The sequence below is a fragment of the Pseudomonas azotoformans genome, from assembly GCF_001579805.1.
Classification (GTDB): Bacteria; Pseudomonadota; Gammaproteobacteria; order Pseudomonadales; family Pseudomonadaceae; genus Aquipseudomonas; species Aquipseudomonas azotoformans_A.
The window spans coordinates 4,708,735-4,723,942 of record NZ_CP014546.1; the positions used below are offsets into that span (position 1 = coordinate 4,708,735).

At 61.5% G+C, this 15,208-nt stretch carries 15 protein-coding genes; 7 read left to right on the forward strand and 8 right to left on the reverse strand.

Translation table 11 applies throughout. The annotated features are described in order from the left end of the window. Positions 1 to 79 precede the first annotated feature (79 nt). Complete coding sequence (gene ggt / locus AYR47_RS21645; protein ID WP_061436788.1) at positions 80 to 1,804, forward strand: gamma-glutamyltransferase; 1,725 nt, start codon at positions 80 to 82, stop codon at positions 1,802 to 1,804. Here ggt and AYR47_RS21650 read toward each other — a convergent pair. Next, entirely contained in the window at positions 1,798 to 2,919 is a 1,122-nt protein-coding gene (locus tag AYR47_RS21650) for an FAD-dependent oxidoreductase (RefSeq protein ID WP_033901186.1), read from the reverse strand. The two genes, ggt and AYR47_RS21650, sit on opposite strands and share 7 nt — an antisense overlap. Before the next feature lie 75 nt (positions 2,920 to 2,994). On the opposite strand from AYR47_RS21650, the gene AYR47_RS21655 reads away from it, so the two are divergent. Beyond that, a complete protein-coding gene (locus AYR47_RS21655) occupies positions 2,995 to 3,435 on the forward strand; it encodes a MarR family winged helix-turn-helix transcriptional regulator (protein ID WP_051422114.1) in 441 nt (146 codons plus the stop codon). Here the strand turns inward: AYR47_RS21655 and AYR47_RS21660 are convergent. The 3 genes from AYR47_RS21660 to AYR47_RS21670 are packed head-to-tail and all read right to left on the reverse strand — an operon-like array spanning position 3,397 to position 6,200. Next, positions 3,397 to 3,945 carry an AAA family ATPase gene (locus AYR47_RS21660; RefSeq protein WP_033901185.1) on the reverse strand — a complete coding sequence of 183 codons (549 nt, stop codon included), beginning with the start codon at positions 3,943 to 3,945 and terminating at the stop codon, positions 3,397 to 3,399. The genes AYR47_RS21655 and AYR47_RS21660 overlap by 39 nt on opposite strands. Further along, entirely contained in the window at positions 3,942 to 4,505 is a 564-nt protein-coding gene (gene pnuC / locus AYR47_RS21665) for a nicotinamide riboside transporter PnuC (protein ID WP_033901184.1), read from the reverse strand. Before pnuC ends, AYR47_RS21660 begins: the two co-directional genes overlap by 4 nt. A gap of 60 nt (positions 4,506 to 4,565) precedes the next feature. Further along, complete coding sequence (locus AYR47_RS21670) at positions 4,566 to 6,200, reverse strand: methyl-accepting chemotaxis protein (RefSeq protein ID WP_016977989.1); 1,635 nt, start codon at positions 6,198 to 6,200, stop codon at positions 4,566 to 4,568. Positions 6,201 to 6,419: 219 nt separating this feature from the next. On the opposite strand from AYR47_RS21670, the gene AYR47_RS21675 reads away from it, so the two are divergent. Both AYR47_RS21675 and AYR47_RS21680 read left to right on the forward strand, forming a co-directional pair. Continuing rightward, the gene (locus AYR47_RS21675; RefSeq protein WP_033901182.1) at positions 6,420 to 7,250 is read left to right on the forward strand and encodes an undecaprenyl-diphosphate phosphatase; all 831 of its coding nucleotides are present in this window, start codon (positions 6,420 to 6,422) and stop codon (positions 7,248 to 7,250) included. Further along, positions 7,247 to 7,630 carry a DUF1294 domain-containing protein gene (locus AYR47_RS21680; protein ID WP_038850426.1) on the forward strand — a complete coding sequence of 128 codons (384 nt, stop codon included), beginning with the start codon at positions 7,247 to 7,249 and terminating at the stop codon, positions 7,628 to 7,630. The genes AYR47_RS21675 and AYR47_RS21680 overlap by 4 nt, the downstream gene beginning before the upstream one ends. A gap of 479 nt (positions 7,631 to 8,109) precedes the next feature. Here the strand turns inward: AYR47_RS21680 and AYR47_RS21685 are convergent, their stop codons facing one another. From AYR47_RS21685 to AYR47_RS21695, 3 genes are read right to left on the reverse strand one after another with little or no spacing between them, the layout of a single operon-like run. Next, positions 8,110 to 8,466 carry an MmcQ/YjbR family DNA-binding protein gene (locus tag AYR47_RS21685; protein WP_033901180.1) on the reverse strand — a complete coding sequence of 119 codons (357 nt, stop codon included), beginning with the start codon at positions 8,464 to 8,466 and terminating at the stop codon, positions 8,110 to 8,112. After that, on the reverse strand, positions 8,463 to 9,371 hold the full coding sequence (locus AYR47_RS21690) for a LysR substrate-binding domain-containing protein (protein ID WP_033901179.1): 909 nt from the start codon (positions 9,369 to 9,371) through the stop codon (positions 8,463 to 8,465). Before AYR47_RS21690 ends, AYR47_RS21685 begins: the two co-directional genes overlap by 4 nt. A gap of 59 nt (positions 9,372 to 9,430) precedes the next feature. Beyond that, positions 9,431 to 10,810: an NAD-dependent succinate-semialdehyde dehydrogenase gene (locus tag AYR47_RS21695; RefSeq protein WP_061436790.1), complete on the reverse strand. Its 1,380-nt coding sequence runs from the start codon at positions 10,808 to 10,810 to the stop codon at positions 9,431 to 9,433. A 158-nt stretch (positions 10,811 to 10,968) separates the two neighbouring features. Here AYR47_RS21695 and AYR47_RS21700 point away from each other — a divergent pair, with 158 nt between their 5' ends. The 3 genes from AYR47_RS21700 to AYR47_RS21710 all read left to right on the forward strand — a co-directional run bounded on the left by AYR47_RS21700 (position 10,969) and on the right by AYR47_RS21710 (position 13,892). Further along, positions 10,969 to 11,895, forward strand: coding sequence for an AraC family transcriptional regulator (locus AYR47_RS21700; RefSeq protein WP_061436792.1), 927 nt, complete (start codon positions 10,969 to 10,971; stop codon positions 11,893 to 11,895). A 119-nt stretch (positions 11,896 to 12,014) separates the two neighbouring features. Continuing rightward, positions 12,015 to 12,626 carry an FMN-dependent NADH-azoreductase gene (locus AYR47_RS21705; protein WP_033901176.1) on the forward strand — a complete coding sequence of 204 codons (612 nt, stop codon included), beginning with the start codon at positions 12,015 to 12,017 and terminating at the stop codon, positions 12,624 to 12,626. 228 nt (positions 12,627 to 12,854) lie between these two features. Next, complete coding sequence (locus AYR47_RS21710; protein WP_033901196.1) at positions 12,855 to 13,892, forward strand: alpha/beta hydrolase family protein; 1,038 nt, start codon at positions 12,855 to 12,857, stop codon at positions 13,890 to 13,892. Here AYR47_RS21710 and AYR47_RS21715 read toward each other — a convergent pair. Then, complete coding sequence (locus tag AYR47_RS21715) at positions 13,886 to 15,061, reverse strand: MFS transporter (RefSeq protein WP_061436794.1); 1,176 nt, start codon at positions 15,059 to 15,061, stop codon at positions 13,886 to 13,888. The genes AYR47_RS21710 and AYR47_RS21715 overlap by 7 nt on opposite strands. Between the last annotated feature and the right edge of the window lie 147 nt (positions 15,062 to 15,208).

The following is a 15,208-nucleotide window of genomic DNA, read 5'->3' on the forward strand; positions in this document are numbered from 1 at the left end:
TAATAAAAACGCCATTGCGCTGGGGATTAAATTCGCGGCGGGCTATTTTGGTGCGTCTCAATAACTAGAGTAGCCATGGATGAAATACCAACCCTTCAGCCGTACCTTGATAGCCACCGCCCTGGTCTTGACAGTCAGTGGTGTGCACGCCGCGTCTCAGGCCCCGGTGGCCGGTGAAAATGGCATGGTGGTGACGGCCCAGCATTTGGCAACTCACGTGGGCGTGGATGTGCTCAAGGCCGGCGGCAATGCGGTCGACGCGGCCGTGGCCGTGGGCTACGCACTGGCGGTGGTGTACCCGGCGGCGGGTAACCTGGGTGGCGGCGGTTTCATGACCGTGCAACTGGCGGACGGGCGCAAGACCTTCCTCGACTTCCGCGAAAAAGCCCCGCTGGCGGCCACCGCCAACATGTACCTGGACAAAGACGGCAATGTCATTGAAGGCCTCAGCGCCAAGGGTCACCTGGCCGTTGGCGTGCCCGGCACCGTCTCGGGCATGGAACTGGCCCTGAGCAAATACGGCACCCTCAAGCGCGCCCAAGTCATCGCCCCGGCGATCAAGCTAGCGGAGAACGGCTTCGAGCTGGAGCAGGGCGATATCGACCTGTTGCACACCGCCACCGGTGAGTTCGAAAAAGACAAGGACCTGCGCGGGATCTTCCTGCACAACGGTCAGCCGATGCAGGTCGGCCAGAAGCTGGTGCAGAAAGACCTGGCCAAGACCCTCAAGGAAATCTCGGCCAAGGGCAGCGACGGTTTCTATAAAGGCTGGGTCGCCAAGGCCCTGGTGGATTCCAGCCAGGCCGGCAAAGGCATCATCACCCAGGCTGACCTCGACAAGTACAAGACCCGGGAACTGGCGCCCATCGAGTGCGACTACCGTGGCTACCACGTGGTCTCGGCACCGCCTCCAAGCTCGGGCGGCGTGGTGATCTGCCAGATCATGAACATCCTCGAAGGTTACCCGATGGCCGACCTCGGCTATCACTCGGCCCAGGGCCTGCACTACCAGATCGAAGCCATGCGCCACGCCTACGTGGACCGCAACAGCTACCTCGGCGACCCGGACTTCGTGAAGAACCCGATCGAGCACCTGCTGGACAAAAACTACGCGGCGAAACTGCGCGACGCCATCGAGCCGCAAAAAGCCGGTGACTCCCAGGCGATCAAGCCTGGCGTATCGCCCCATGAAGGCAATAACACCACCCACTACTCCATCGTCGACAAGTGGGGCAATGCGGTCTCGGTCACCTACACCCTCAACGACTGGTTCGGTGCGGGCGTGATGGCGAGCAAGACCGGGGTGATCCTCAACGATGAAATGGACGACTTCACCGTCAAGGTCGGCGTGCCGAACATGTACGGCCTGGTCCAGGGTGAAGCCAACGCCATCGCGCCGGGCAAGGCGCCGCTGTCGTCGATGAGCCCGACCATCGTGACCAAGGATGGCAAGGCCGTGATGGTGGTGGGTACGCCGGGTGGCAGCCGCATCATTACCGCGACCTTGCTGACGATCCTGAATGTCATCGACTACAAGATGAACATCCAGGAAGCGGTGGACGCGCCGCGTTTCCACCAGCAATGGATGCCGGAAACCACCAACCTGGAGACCTTCGCGGTGAGCCCGGATACCCAGAAGATCCTTGAAAGCTGGGGCCACAAGTTTGCCGGGCCGCAGGATGCCAACCACTTGGCGGCGATCCTGGTCGGGGCGCCGTCGCTGGGTGGCAAGCCGGTGGGCAACAACCGCTTCTATGGCGCGAATGACCCGCGGCGCAACACGGGCCTGTCCTTGGGTTACTGAGGCGTGAGGTGGTGATGCAGGTGGGCCAGGGACAGCGCCAGGCTGTCATGGGATAACTGGATGGCGGCGCCCTCGGCGCTGCCCTGGGCTGCCGGTATCACCCGTTCGAACAGGTGGTTTTCAAACCCCTGGACTGCTGTCGAGCAGTCAGGGGCCTCGAGCAAGTGCTGCGCCAACTCGGCAGCATCCAGCATCGCCGCGTTCACCCCTTCGCCGCCAAACGGCGACATCAGGTGGGCGGCATCACCGATCAACGTCAGCCCCTGGCGATGGGACCAGCGATGGCCCACGGGCAGGGCGTAGATAGGCCTCGCCAGTACCGTCTCGTTTGCCGCATCAAACAGCGCCAGCACCTGCGGATGCCAGCCTTTGAATTGGACTTTTAGCGCGTGCAGGCTGAGATGATCGGCTGCCCAGTCGGGCGGTACGCGAAAGATTGCATAGCCACGCAAATGCGCATTCGCGTTGCGTTGCACCATGATCGATTTGGCTTCCCCGGCGACTTCCAGCTTGCCTCGACCAACCAGCTTGGCCAGGTGCGGGTGCTGGTGGTCGACATCGTCGATGCCAAACTCGATGAAGGTCAACCCGCTGTATTGCGGCTGATAGGTCGACAGCAGCGGGCGTACTTTCGACCAGGCCCCGTCGGCACCGACCACCAGATCGAAGGGGCCGTAGGTGACAGGGCCTTGATGCAACGTCCAGCGCCCATCACCGACCGGCCGGACTTCGTGGATACCTGCGCCCCAGTTCACACAGCCAAGCGGCAGCGAATCCAGCAGCGCCTGGCGCAGGGCCGTGCGGTCGACTTCGGGACGGTCACCCGCGTCCGGATTGGGGTCTTCAAACAGCAACTCACCGTGATGATCCATCAGGCGTGAGCCCTGGTCTTCGTATCGGGCGATGCGCTTGAACGCGTCTTCCAGGCCTGCACGCTGCAGGGCGAGCTGGCCAGATTCGACATGCAGGTCCAGCGTGCCACCTTGCGGGCGTTCGAGCGGATCGCGTTCGCGCTCAAACACGCTGGCGGCGATGCCATGGCGAAAAAGGATTCGCGCCAAGGTCAATCCGCCGGGGCCGGCGCCGATAATGGCGATGCGTAATGGGGGCGTCATGGAGATTGTCCTTGGCGATGTTTATAGGATCCTATACATTCTGTTCATAGGATCCTATGGAAAGTCAACGCCCTGATGATCGTTCAAACGCCTGCCCCCAACCCCATGCAACAGATCGGCCTGGCCGGCCGGGGTTTCGTCCGTCTCTACGAAGGTCGTCTAAAAGAACTCGGCTTCGCTGTCGCGCAGATTCCGGTACTGGTGGCGCTCAAGCACAGCGAAGGCTTGCCCCAAGCCGAGCTGGTGCGCATCGTCCGTGTCGAGCAGTCGAGCATGGCGCAGTTGCTGGGACGCATGGAGCGTGACGGCATGATCGAGCGGGTGGCCGACCCGGCGGATAGACGCAGCCGCCTCATTACCCTGACCGACGCGGCGCGCAAACGCATGCCCGCCGCCCGCGCGGTCATGCAGCAGGGGACGGCGCAGGCGCTGGAAGGGTTCAGTGAAGAGGAGGAAGCGACCTTGCTGGCGTTGCTGCTAAGGGTGAACGCCAACCTGGAGCGTGCCGGCGAGTAGCTGTTCGACCGCCGAAAATGCGGTGGCGCGGCGCTGTATCCAGTCGCCACGAATCACCAGGGCGGGCTGCTGATGGTGCTCGATCCACTCCAGGCTGCCCTGGAAAAACGCCCGGCGATCCGCCAGTTGCGGCTGGCAGCGTTGGCCGTCGGCGGTCCATTCCACATCCTCCGGCGACAACAACAGGTGCAGGTCGTAATGGCGGGCCAGCAACTCGCTGTCGAGCCAGGCCGGGTAGTCGCCGAACAGGGTCTGGCTCCAGAGCTTGTTGGTCAGCAGGTGGGTATCGAGGATCAACAGATCAGGCTGTTGGGCGCGGGCGGCGTCTTCCCAGGCCAGTTGGCCACGGGCGATGGCCGGGATGTCGGCCAGGGTGGTGTCGCGTTGATGGTGATCGATGAAATAACGCACGTATTCACCCACCATCAACCCGCCGAAATGCGCTTGCAACTGCGCCGCCAGCCAGCTTTTACCGCTGGACTCCGGGCCGGCCAGTACCACCACCTTCATGCGTGCAACGCCGGGTCGGCGCGCCATTCACGCCAGCCTTGCACGGCAATCACGGTGAACAGCGCGTAGAGCGCGGCGGTGAGGTAGAGGCCTTTGTAGAGGAACAGCCCGACAAAGATCACATCCACGGCAATCCACAACGGCCAGCACTGCACGCGTTTCTGCGCCATCCACATCTGCGCTACCAGGCTGAAGCCGGTGAGGGCGGCATCGAGCCAAGGCTGGGCAGCATCCGTCCAGTGCGCCATGGCGGCACCGAGCAACAGACTGCCGACGGCGCCCACCGCCAGGCTGGCCATGATCGCCGGCACGCCGAGGCTGGTGACCTGACGCCCTTGCTTGATCGCGCCGGCGCGGGTCCACTGCCACCAACCGTAGACTTGCAGTGCGGCGTAGACCACCTGCAACAGCATGTCGGAATAGAGTTTCACGTCGAAAAACACCCAGGTGTAGAGCAACACCATCACCAGGCCGATGGGCCAACACCAGGGGTTTTGCTTGACGGTCAGCCACACGGCAATCACCCCGAGGGCGGCGGCGAACAGTTCAAGCCCGGACATGGAGGTTCCTTGGGAGAGTGGAAGAGGGCGGTGATTGTAAACAAATCACCGCCGTTTCGCTCAGACCTTGAATTGGCGCAGCAGGCCGTCGAGCTGTTCGCTCAGGCCGCGCAAGTGCGCACTCGCCACACTCGACTGTTCCGCCGCCAGTGCGGTGCTGTGGGACAAGCCGGCGGCCTGGGTGACATTCTGGTTGATGTCTTCCACCACGTGGGCCTGTTGCAGGGTGGCGCTGGCAATCGAGGCGTTGAGGCCATTGAGGTTGCGCAGCGCCTGGCCGATGGCAGTCAGGCTGGCACCGGCTTGGCCGGCTTGTTCAATAGTCAGTTGCGAGGCGCTGTGGCTGTCGCTGATCACCTTGACCGCCGCTTCCGAGTGGCCTTGCAGGCGTTCGATCATGCCCTGGATTTCGGCGGTGGATTTTTGCGTGCGCTGGGCCAGCAGCCGCACTTCATCGGCCACCACGGCGAAGCCACGCCCTTGTTCGCCGGCGCGGGCTGCTTCAATCGCCGCGTTAAGCGCCAACAGGTTGGTCTGGTCGGCAATCGAACGGATCACTTCAAGTACGCTGCCGATCTGGGTACTTTCCGCAGACAGGGTGCGGATCACTTCCACTGCCTGGCTGATGGTGCCGGAGAGCTGGTCAATCTGCTGCAGGCTGCCGTCGATATTCACCTGGCCTTGTTGGGCCTGGGCTTGGGCGTCGCGCATTTCGCTGGCGGCGTGTTCGGCGTTCTTGGCCACGTCCTGCACGCCGTAGGTGACTTCGTTGATGGCGGTGGCCACCAATTCCATCTGCTGGGATTGTTGCTGGCTGCGGTCATGGGCCTGGGTCGCGTTGCTGCCCAGTTCCTGTGAGGACTGGCCCAGGGCATTGGCGCACACCTGCAATTGGCCCACTACTTGGCGCAGCTTGGCGGTGAAGCTGTTGAAGTGCCGGGACAGCTGGGTGACTTCGTCCTGGCCGTGGGTGTCGAGGCTACGGGTCAGGTCGCTTTCACCGCTGGCGATGTTGCCCATGGCGTTCACTGCGTCCTGTAACGGTCGCACAATGCTGCGGGCGATCAGCGAGACCAGCAGCGCCATCACCACGGCGATACCCAGGCCGATGAACGAGGCTTTCCAGACCTGGCCGCTGAACTCAGCCTGCACATCGTCCACGTACACGCCGGAACCGATGATCCAGCCCCAGGGTTGGAACAGTTGGATATACGACGTCTTGGCCACCGGCGCTTCGGCGCCCGGTTTCGGCCAGCGATAGTTGACGATGCCGGCGCCCTTGGCCTTGGCCAGGATCACGAATTCGTTGAACACGGCAAAACCGTCGGGGTCGCGGATGGCCGAAAGGTTCTGGCCGTCGAGCTTGGGGTTGGCCGGGTGCATGATCATCACGGGCGTGAGGTCATTGATCCAGAAGTAGTCGTCATGGTCGTAGCGCAAGCCACGCACCGCGCTCAAGGCTTGCTTCTGGGCGGCTTCGCGAGTCATCACGCCGGTGGTTTCGAGGCCGTGATAAAACGTCAGGATCCCGCTGGCGGTCTGCACCACGTGTTGGGTTTGCTGGCGCTTGGCCTGGTACAGGTCGTCATGAATCTGCTTGAGCATCAGCAAACCCAAGGCCAGCAGCATCAGCACGGCGACTATCAGGATCAGCCACAGGCGCCGGCTGATCGACATATTGCGCAAACTGTTCATCGTCCTGTCACTCCGTGCTTTTTATAATTGTGGGTGCCGCATCGACTTTTCCGCCTTGTCTGATAGGCTTTCGGCCTGTATTCGGAAAACCTGAGTACTGTCTGATTTTTCACAAGATTTTTGCAGGTCGGGGTTGAAACTCAACACCGCGTCTTGTCGTCAGTGAACCATTAAAAAGATTAACGAGGCTTGCCATAGAGCAAGACCTTTGGGGGAAGCATGGATTTTTGGACCGCCATACAGGCATTGATTCTTGGCGTTGTGGAGGGGCTGACCGAGTTCCTGCCGATTTCCAGCACCGGCCACCAGATCATCGTCGCCGACTTGCTCGACTTTACCGGCGACCGCTTCAACGCGTTCAACATCATTATCCAGCTGGGCGCGATCCTGGCGGTGGTGTGGGAGTTTCGCGGCAAGATTTTCGAAGTGGTCAGCGGCCTGCCGACCCAGCGCAAGGCCCAGCGATTTACCGTCAACCTGCTGATCGCCTTCCTGCCGGCGGTGGTGCTGGGGGTGATTTTTGCCGACCTGATTCACCACTACTTGTTCAACCCGATCACCGTGGCCACGGCGCTGGTGATCGGCGGCGTGATCATGTTATGGGCCGAGCGCCGCGAGCATGAAGTGCACGCTGAAACCGTGGATGACATCACCTGGAAAGACGCGCTCAAGGTCGGCCTGGCCCAGTGCCTGGCGATGATCCCAGGGACCTCGCGTTCCGGCTCGACCATCATTGGTGGCTTGCTGTTCGGGCTGTCGCGAAAGACTGCCACCGAGTTCTCGTTCTTCCTGGCGATGCCGACCATGGTCGGTGCGGCGGTCTATTCGGGCTACAAGTACCGTGACCTGTTCCAGCCGGCGGACTTGCCGGTGTTTGCCATCGGCTTTGTGACCTCGTTCATCTTCGCGATGATCGCGGTGAAGGGCCTGCTCAGGTTCATCGCCAGCCACAGCTATGCCGTGTTTGCCTGGTATCGCATTGCGTTCGGCTTGCTGATCCTGGCGACCTGGCAGTTCGGCTGGATCGACTGGGCGGCCGCCAAGGCATGATGATCCAGCATCCCCGTCTGAAAGCGGCGATCTTCGTGCTGTTATGCGCAGCGCCGCTGCTGGGTTCGGTGCTGGTATGGCAGCGCGGCGAGACTGTGATTCCGCTGGCGGCCTATGGCGTGGTCAGCGTGATCGCGTTCTTCCTGTACTGGAGCGACAAACGCAAGGCGCGCACTGACAGCTGGCGCACTCCGGAAAACATCTTGCACGCCGTGGAACTGGCGGGCGGCTGGCCGGGGGCGTTGATTGCCCAGCAGGTGTTCCGGCACAAGACGCGCAAGGTGTCTTACCAGGTGTTGTTTTGGGTGATTGTGTTGTTGCATGAGGTGTTCTGGCTGGATCAGCTGTTCCTCGGTGGCACCTTGCTCTCAGTGCTCTAGACCTGTGGCGAGGGAGCTTGCTCCCGTGGCGGCCTGCTGGTCGACCGAGCTGTATCAGGTGTAAGCCGATCAAAATGTGGGAGCGGGCTTGCCCGCGAAGGCTATGTGTCAGGGGCTAGAGCTCTGAGACCGGAGTACATATCCATTTCTGCGATAACGGCTGATATGGGGTCCGCCCTTACGGCGGGTCACTTTTGGAAGAGTCCGAATGCGGCCCAGCCAAAAGTAACCAAAAACGCTTCGCCCCACCACTCGGCACCTCGCCTAGGCTCGGTGTGCCCGAACGAAGGCTTGAATCCGTGGGCCGCCGCGATGGGCCATCCTTGGCCCAGCGCGGCTAACCCGGCGTCCTGCCGGGTTACCCACGGATTCAAGCCTGCGTTCGGCCAGCGCGGTTTACGGGGCGCCTCAGATCAAGATCAAGATCAAGATCAAAAGCAGAGCAACCGATAGTCACTTAGATACCTAGGTGCTTTGCGTCAATCGTCCAGCAACAACCCAATCTGCGTGCGCTTGGGCAACTTGCTGACGACAAGCTGGTGCGAACGCCGCACCAACCCACGCAACTCCTCAGCACCCAGCGGGTAGGGCGTATTCATGATGATCCACTGCGCCCGCGCCAGATACGGCGCCGGGTGAATGCCTGGGCGGTCCACATGGCCGAGGAACAATTCCTTGTCGACCTTGAACGCCAACGACTCACCCCTTAGGTTCTGCAGCGCGAACATCTTGTTGCCGGCAATCGAAAACACACGTACGCCGCCCCATTTGTAATCCTCCCGCGCGCCCGGCAGGCTCAGGCAGAAGGCGGCGACTTGTTCTTCGGTCATCCTCATAGCAGGCGGTCTCCGCAACCTTTGAAACCTTCTTCCAGGTAGTCGATCCAGGCACGAATGGCCGGCAACACGCCGCGACGATGCGGGTACACCGCTTGCAACCAGCCGCCAGGCAAGGACCACTCCGGCAGCAGTTGCACCAACCGGCCGCTGGCCAATTCCTCTTCGCAATACATCATCGGCAGCACGGTAAAGCCCAGCCCCATGATGGCGCTGGCCTTGCGCACGATGAAATCGTCGATCCCCAGCCGGGCTTCCATCGCCAGGTCGTGAGTGTTGCCCTGGGGGTCGAGGATGCGTTGATGCACCAGGCGATCCGCCTCCAGTGCACCGAGGATCGGTAGCTGCTTGAGATCCTCAAGGGTCGCGACCTGACGGCCGTGCATCAGCGCGGGGCTGGCCACCAGCACGGTCTGGGCCTGACGCAGGCGCTTGGTCACCAACAGCGGATCCTCATCGCCCAGCTCGCGTACGCGCAGAGCGACATCGATACCCTCGGCGACCAGGTCGACACGGCGGTTGACCAGGGTCATCTCCAATTGCACCTGGGGATGAGCCGCCAGAAATCCAGCCACCAGTTCCGGCAGGATGTGCTGGGCCATGCCCACCGGGCAACTGACGCGCAGCCGTCCACGGGGCTCGCTGGACATGCTGGCCACCGCCTCATCGGCCATTTCCGCCTCCAGCAGCATCGCCTGACAATGCCGCAGGTAGCGCTCGCCGACGGCAGTGAGGGTGAGTTGGCGCGTAGTGCGTTGCAGCAGGCGTGCGCCGAGGCGTTCTTCCAGCTCGGCGATACGCCGCGACAGCCGCGACTTGGGAATCCCCAGCAGCCGGCCGGCGGCAGCGAAGCCACCGGCTTCCACGACTTTAGCGAAATAGTAGAGGTCGTTGAGGTCTTGCATGGGCAACCTATTGTCCTGTCAGTGGGACGAACTATCCGCGTCTGACGAGGGCAAATCCACTACAAATGTGCGCCAGCCATCAACACGTACTTCACGTGCACATACTCCTCGATCCCGTAATAGCTGCCTTCACGGCCATAACCGGACTGCTTGATGCCGCCAAACGGCACGGAAGCAGTGCCCACTGATCCGGAGTTGAGGATCACCATGCCGGCCTCCAACTGGCGCGACAGGCGCAACGACCGTCCCAGAGCGCTGGTGTAGGCGTAGGCCACCAGGCCGAATTCGGTCTGGTTGGCGCGGGCGATGACTTCGGCTTCATCCTTGAACGAATAGAGAGCGAACACCGGCCCGAAGATTTCCTCGGTCGCCAGGGGAGAATCGTCCTGCAAGCCGGTCAATACCGTCGGCTCGTAGAACAGGCCACCTTTGGCGTGGGGCTGGCCGCCCATCAATACCTTGGCCCCGGCGGCCTTGGCGTTTTCCACCAGTCGCGCCACCTTGTCGAAGCCCAGTTGATTGACCATGGGGCCGACCACAAAGCCTTCACGCAAGCCCTGGTCCACTTCGATCTCGGCCACGGCGTGCTTCAAACGCTTGATGAAGTCCTCGAGGATGCTGTGTTGCACGAAGATGCGGTTCGGCGAGATGCACACCTGGCCCGAGTTGCGCAGTTTTGCACTGACCAGTCCTTTCACCGCTTCGTCGAGGTTGGCGTCCTGGAACACGATAAACGGCGCGTTGCCGCCCAGTTCCAGGGTCATTTTCTTGATGCTCGCTGCGCACTGTGCGGCAAGCAATTTACCGACGCCGGTGGAGCCGGTGAACGAGATTTTGCGGATGCGTGGGTCGCCGGTCAGGATCTGGCCAATTTCTTTCGGGTCGCCCACCACCACTTCCAGGACGCCTGCCTCGATCCCGGCCTTGCGCGCGTATTCCAGCAACTTGAGGGCTGTGAGCGGGGTGTCTTCTGCGGGCTTGATCACCATGGTGCAGCCAGCCGCCAGCGCTGTGGCGACCTTGCGGGTGATCATCATGAACGGGAAGTTCCACGGGGTGATGGCGGCGACCGGGCCGATGGCTTCCTTGGTGACCGTCACGTTGGCATTGCGGTCGTGAGTGGGAATGGTGTCGCCGTACACGCGCTTGGCCTCCTCGGCGTACCACTCGATAAAGCCCAGGCCGTAGTCGATTTCACCGCGGGCTTCGCTCAGGCATTTGCCGTTTTCGCGGCAGAGCAGTTCGGCGAAGGTTTCCTTGTCGGCTTTTACCGCGTCGTGCCAGCGGCGCAGGATGTCGCTGCGTTCCTTGGCAAGCTTGGAAGACCAGTCAGGGAAGGCGGCGCAGGTGCGGTCGACGGCAGCCTTGACCTCGTTTGCGGTGTGCTTGGCGACACGGCCGATTTCTTCACCGGTGGCAGGGTTGTAGACGATAAGCATGGGGGAGTCTCCGAGGGCTGAAAGTGCTGTTTCAGGCTACGCAAATGCGGGATTTGAGCGAATATCCATTCCAATGTGCTGATTGCCTATTCCTATAAGTCCGTAGCCTCGTCGTGGATTGCGCGTTAACGTGGCGTTTTACGCAAAGGCCCGAAAACATGGACCGAACAGGCAGAATCATCGAGCTGATGGGCACCTTGGCGCCTGTGGAAGGCTATAACCTGAGCGCACTGGATGACGTGCGTTTCCTGCGCTCCAATCGCCCATTGCATCGGGTCCCGGTGCTGTACGACCCCGGCATCGTGATCGTCTGCCAGGGGCAGAAACGTGGTTACCTGGGGGATGAGGTGTATTTGTATGACGCCCAGCACTACCTGGTGGTGTCGGTGCCGGTGCCTTTCACCATGGAGACCGACGCCAGTGAGGCCGAGCCGATGCTGGCGGTGTACCTGCGCCTGGATTTCACCCTCGCGGCGCAGCTGATGGTGGCGCTGGACGACTTCCCCGCATTGATCGAGGCCCAGCCACGGGGCATGTATTCGTCACCCATGGATGATCGGCTCAGTGAATCATTGCTGCGCTTTCTGCAAGTGATGAGCGTGCCGATGGATGCGCAGATTCTGGGGCCGGCGCTGATGCGCGAGATCTATTATCGAATCCTGACGGGCGAGCAGGGTGGCTCGATGCGCGCAGCCCTGAATCGCCAGGGGCAGTTCGGCAAGGTGGCGAGGGCGATTCGTAAGATCCATGGCTGTTATCACCAGCATCTGGACGTGGAAGCGCTGGCGCGGGAAGCGATGATGAGTGTGCCAAGCTTTCACGCGCATTTTCGCACTGTCACCGACACCTCGCCGATGCAGTACCTCAAGTCAACGCGTTTGCATCAGGCACGCCTGTTGATGCTGCGTAGCGATATCACCGCCGCCACGGCCAGTGCTCAAGTCGGTTACGAAAGCGCCTCGCAATTCAGCCGCGAGTTCAAACGTTTCTTCGGGCGCACGCCCCAGGCAGAAATCCAGTGGATGAAGCGCACCTATGCGTTGCCCGCACCGACGTCAGCGTCGATCTATGTGTCGTCGCACTGAGCATTGTCCTGCCAGCAGGACAAACAGTCGCATTTCAGCCGTCTAATCGTTTATTCGAATCATCTGTAGGATCAACCCCACTTGATCGCCCCGTCGCGATCCTCACTTGGAGATCCCGCATGAAACTGTTGCATATCGATTCCAGCATCCTCGGCGACAACTCGGCGTCCCGTCAGCTCAGCGCTGGTGTGGTCAAGGCTTGGCAAGCGGCTGAGCCAGGCGTGGAAGTGACCTACCGTGACGTGGCTGCCGAAGGCTTCAACCACTTCTCCGGCGCGACCCTGGGCGCCCTGGGCACTCCGGCTGATCAGCGCAATGCTGCGCAACAGCACGAAGCAGAACTCAGCGCCAAGACCCTGGCAGAATTCCTCGCCGCTGACGCGGTGGTGATCGCTGCGCCGATGTACAACTTCACCATCCCGACTCAACTGAAAGCCTGGATCGACCGCATTGCCGTCGCCGGTCAGACGTTCCGCTACACCGAAGCCGGTCCGGAAGGCCTGTGCGGCAACAAGAAAGTCATCGTTGTGTCGACCTCGGGCGGCCTGCATGTCGGCCAGGCGACCGGTGTGGCCCATGAAGATTATCTGAAAGTGCTGCTGGGCTTCCTCGGCATCACCGACATCGAATTCGTCCGCGCCCATGGCCTGGCGTACGGTGATGAGTTCCGCAGCAAGTCCTTGAGCGACGCCAACGTACTCATCAACGAACAATTGTTCGCGGCTGCGTAAAGCTTAGGTAAAACCGTGCCTTTCCTCGTTTCATTCTGAAGCGGGACGTCTAAACTCTGTATTCTGATCGCCTCAAAACGACCGGACTACGGAGTTTTTTCGTTTACCCGCTGTCATTACTTTGGCCCAGGTTATGCACGCATGGGTTTATCACCCGGTCGAGCGCCTTGAACCATGGACTTTTCAACCCGACATGCCGGTTTTTATGCAGCAAAGGTGGACATCCTCATGATGCGTCTTTGTGCTGTTATGGTTCTTTCCCTGCTCGGTGGCCTGGTTTCAGTGCACGCCGCGCCTGCGCCGCACCCGCATTGGAGCGTGGGCTTCCATCGCATGACCTTCCTGGATCCGCTGGATTTGCAGCCGATGAAGGCCATCGCTTTTTATCCCTCCACTGGGCTTGAGCACAGCACGCCGCTGGGCGCCTATCGCGTTGCCGCCACGGAAGATTCCAAGATTGCCATCGGCCGCTTCCCGATGCTGATGCTGTCCCACGGCAACACCGGCACGCCGCTGGCCTTGCATGACCTGGCCACTTCGCTGGCGCGTAAAGGCTTCGTGGTGGTGGCGGTGTTGCATCCTGGCGACAACTACAAGGACCACAGCCGCCTGGGCACGGTGAGTAACCTGTATGGCCGGCCGATCCAGATTTCCGAAGCGATCACGGCCACCTTGGGCGACCCGATGCTGTCGCCCTTCGTCAATGTCGATCAAGTCGGTGTGATCGGTTATTCAGCGGGCGGTGAAACCGCGTTGATCCTGGCCGGTGCCAAGCCGGACTTCGACCGCCTGCGTCGCTACTGCCAGGAGCGTCCGGAAGACCGCGACGCCTGCACCACCAAGGGCGAATTGGTAGTGGACCGCGACGACCTGCAGCCGCAATCCGACCCGCGTATTCATGCGTTGATGTTGATGGCGCCGTTGAGCTTGATGTTTGGCCGTCACACCCTGGCCGACGTGCATGTGCCAGTTCTGCTCTACAGCGGTGACGGTGACAAGCTGGTGGCCGTGGACAAGAACGCTGCGGCGCTGGCGCGCAAGTTGCCGGAACCGCCGGACTTCAAGCTGTTGGCCGGGGCAGGGCACTTTGTGTTCATGGCGCCGTGTGACAGTGATCAGTTGGCGGCCATGCCGGCGATCTGCACCGATGCCGACGGCGTCGACCGCGAAGGGATTCACCGTGACCTGATTTCCGAGGCGGGGCGTTTTTTCAGCCACACCCTCGGCCAAGCCACCCGCGCCGGGATGCAGACGGCTGATCAGTAAGCGCGACGCTTGAGCAGAACGGTCACGCCCAAGGCAGTTACCGACAACAGCGCGGCGCAGAAGAAGATCCAGCCATAGCCGAGGTTCAGTGCCACGGCGCCCATCAACGGCCCGGCAATCGCCAGGGCCAAGTCAAAGAACACCGCATAAGCACTCAGGCCCGCGCCACGGCTGCTGTTGGGCACCTGCTTGATGGCTTCCACGCCGAGTGCCGGGTACACCAGCGACAAGCCAAAGCCGGTCAGCCCTGCGCCAATCAATGCCACGCCCGTCGACGGCGCCAGCCAGAGCAACGTCAGGCCCAGGGTCTCGATGGTCATGCAGGCAATGGCGGCACGAAAGCCGCCAAACCGACTGATCGCAGAGATAAACACCAGCCGCGACAAGATAAAACACACGCCAAACACCGTCAGGCAGTACGCCGCACCGGCCCAGCCACGATTGAGGTAGTACAGCGTAATAAAGGTGGTGAGGGTGCCGTAGCCGATGGAGGCCAGGCACAGGCTGGCGCCAAAGGGTGCGATACGCCCGAACACTGCCCAGAACGGCAAACGTTCGCCACGCACCACTGGCACCGAGGGTTTATTGCGGATCAGCACCAGGCCCAGCGCGGACAATACGGCCAGTGCAATGCCGAGGCTGTTGTAGCCGTATTCGGCCACCATCACCACGCCCAGCGGCGCACCAATGGCGATGGCGCCGTAGGACGCGATGCCGTTCCAGGAAATCGAGCGCGCCGTGTGTTCGGCACCGACGGCGCCCATGCACCAACTGATGGTGCCCACCCCGATCAGCCCTTGAGCCACGCCCAGCAACAGTCGGCCGACAATCAAAATGCCCAGGCTCAAGGTGGGCGTGCTCTGTAGCAATGTCGCAAAGAACGTCAGCACGCCGCTGACCAGAATCCCCGCCAACCCCAACACAATGGCGCGCTTGGTGCCGACGTTGTCCGACATGCGCCCGGCCATGGGGCGGCTGAGCAGAGTCGCCAGGTATTGCGAACCGATCGTGACTCCGGCGACCACGGCGCTGAAGCCCAGTTGCTCATGCACATAGCCAGGAATCACCGCAATCGGCAGGCCGATGCAGATGAACGCGATAAAGGTGTAGAAGACGATAGAGACGATCTGCAGGGTGATCGACAGGGAGCTGGGGGCGGCGGCAGACATGGGCACTCGTTCGCGGGCGGGCGGTGAGGGCATCATGGCAAGGGCTTGGGGGAAAAGAAAGCAGGCTATCTATTAATTATGGCGCGCCATAAACATGCAAAAAGCCCCGTCACACAGGACGGGGCTCAATTTTGCCGCTTGCAGCTA

What these genes read in the sequence shown, in the direction of transcription:
- ggt (WP_061436788.1), top strand. Translation starts at nt 80, where the DNA reads ATGAAATACCAACCCTTCAGCCGTACCTTGATAGCCACCGCCCTGGTC.
- AYR47_RS21650 (WP_033901186.1), bottom strand. Translation starts at nt 2,919, where the DNA reads ATGACGCCCCCATTACGCATCGCCATTATCGGCGCCGGCCCCGGCGGA.
- AYR47_RS21655 (WP_051422114.1), top strand. Translation starts at nt 2,995, where the DNA reads ATGATCGTTCAAACGCCTGCCCCCAACCCCATGCAACAGATCGGCCTG.
- AYR47_RS21660 (WP_033901185.1), bottom strand. Translation starts at nt 3,945, where the DNA reads ATGAAGGTGGTGGTACTGGCCGGCCCGGAGTCCAGCGGTAAAAGCTGG.
- pnuC (WP_033901184.1), bottom strand. Translation starts at nt 4,505, where the DNA reads ATGTCCGGGCTTGAACTGTTCGCCGCCGCCCTCGGGGTGATTGCCGTG.
- AYR47_RS21670 (WP_016977989.1), bottom strand. Translation starts at nt 6,200, where the DNA reads ATGAACAGTTTGCGCAATATGTCGATCAGCCGGCGCCTGTGGCTGATC.
- AYR47_RS21675 (WP_033901182.1), top strand. Translation starts at nt 6,420, where the DNA reads ATGGATTTTTGGACCGCCATACAGGCATTGATTCTTGGCGTTGTGGAG.
- AYR47_RS21680 (WP_038850426.1), top strand. Translation starts at nt 7,247, where the DNA reads ATGATGATCCAGCATCCCCGTCTGAAAGCGGCGATCTTCGTGCTGTTA.
- AYR47_RS21685 (WP_033901180.1), bottom strand. Translation starts at nt 8,466, where the DNA reads ATGAGGATGACCGAAGAACAAGTCGCCGCCTTCTGCCTGAGCCTGCCG.
- AYR47_RS21690 (WP_033901179.1), bottom strand. Translation starts at nt 9,371, where the DNA reads ATGCAAGACCTCAACGACCTCTACTATTTCGCTAAAGTCGTGGAAGCC.
- AYR47_RS21695 (WP_061436790.1), bottom strand. Translation starts at nt 10,810, where the DNA reads ATGCTTATCGTCTACAACCCTGCCACCGGTGAAGAAATCGGCCGTGTC.
- AYR47_RS21700 (WP_061436792.1), top strand. Translation starts at nt 10,969, where the DNA reads ATGGACCGAACAGGCAGAATCATCGAGCTGATGGGCACCTTGGCGCCT.
- AYR47_RS21705 (WP_033901176.1), top strand. Translation starts at nt 12,015, where the DNA reads ATGAAACTGTTGCATATCGATTCCAGCATCCTCGGCGACAACTCGGCG.
- AYR47_RS21710 (WP_033901196.1), top strand. Translation starts at nt 12,855, where the DNA reads ATGATGCGTCTTTGTGCTGTTATGGTTCTTTCCCTGCTCGGTGGCCTG.
- AYR47_RS21715 (WP_061436794.1), bottom strand. Translation starts at nt 15,061, where the DNA reads ATGTCTGCCGCCGCCCCCAGCTCCCTGTCGATCACCCTGCAGATCGTC.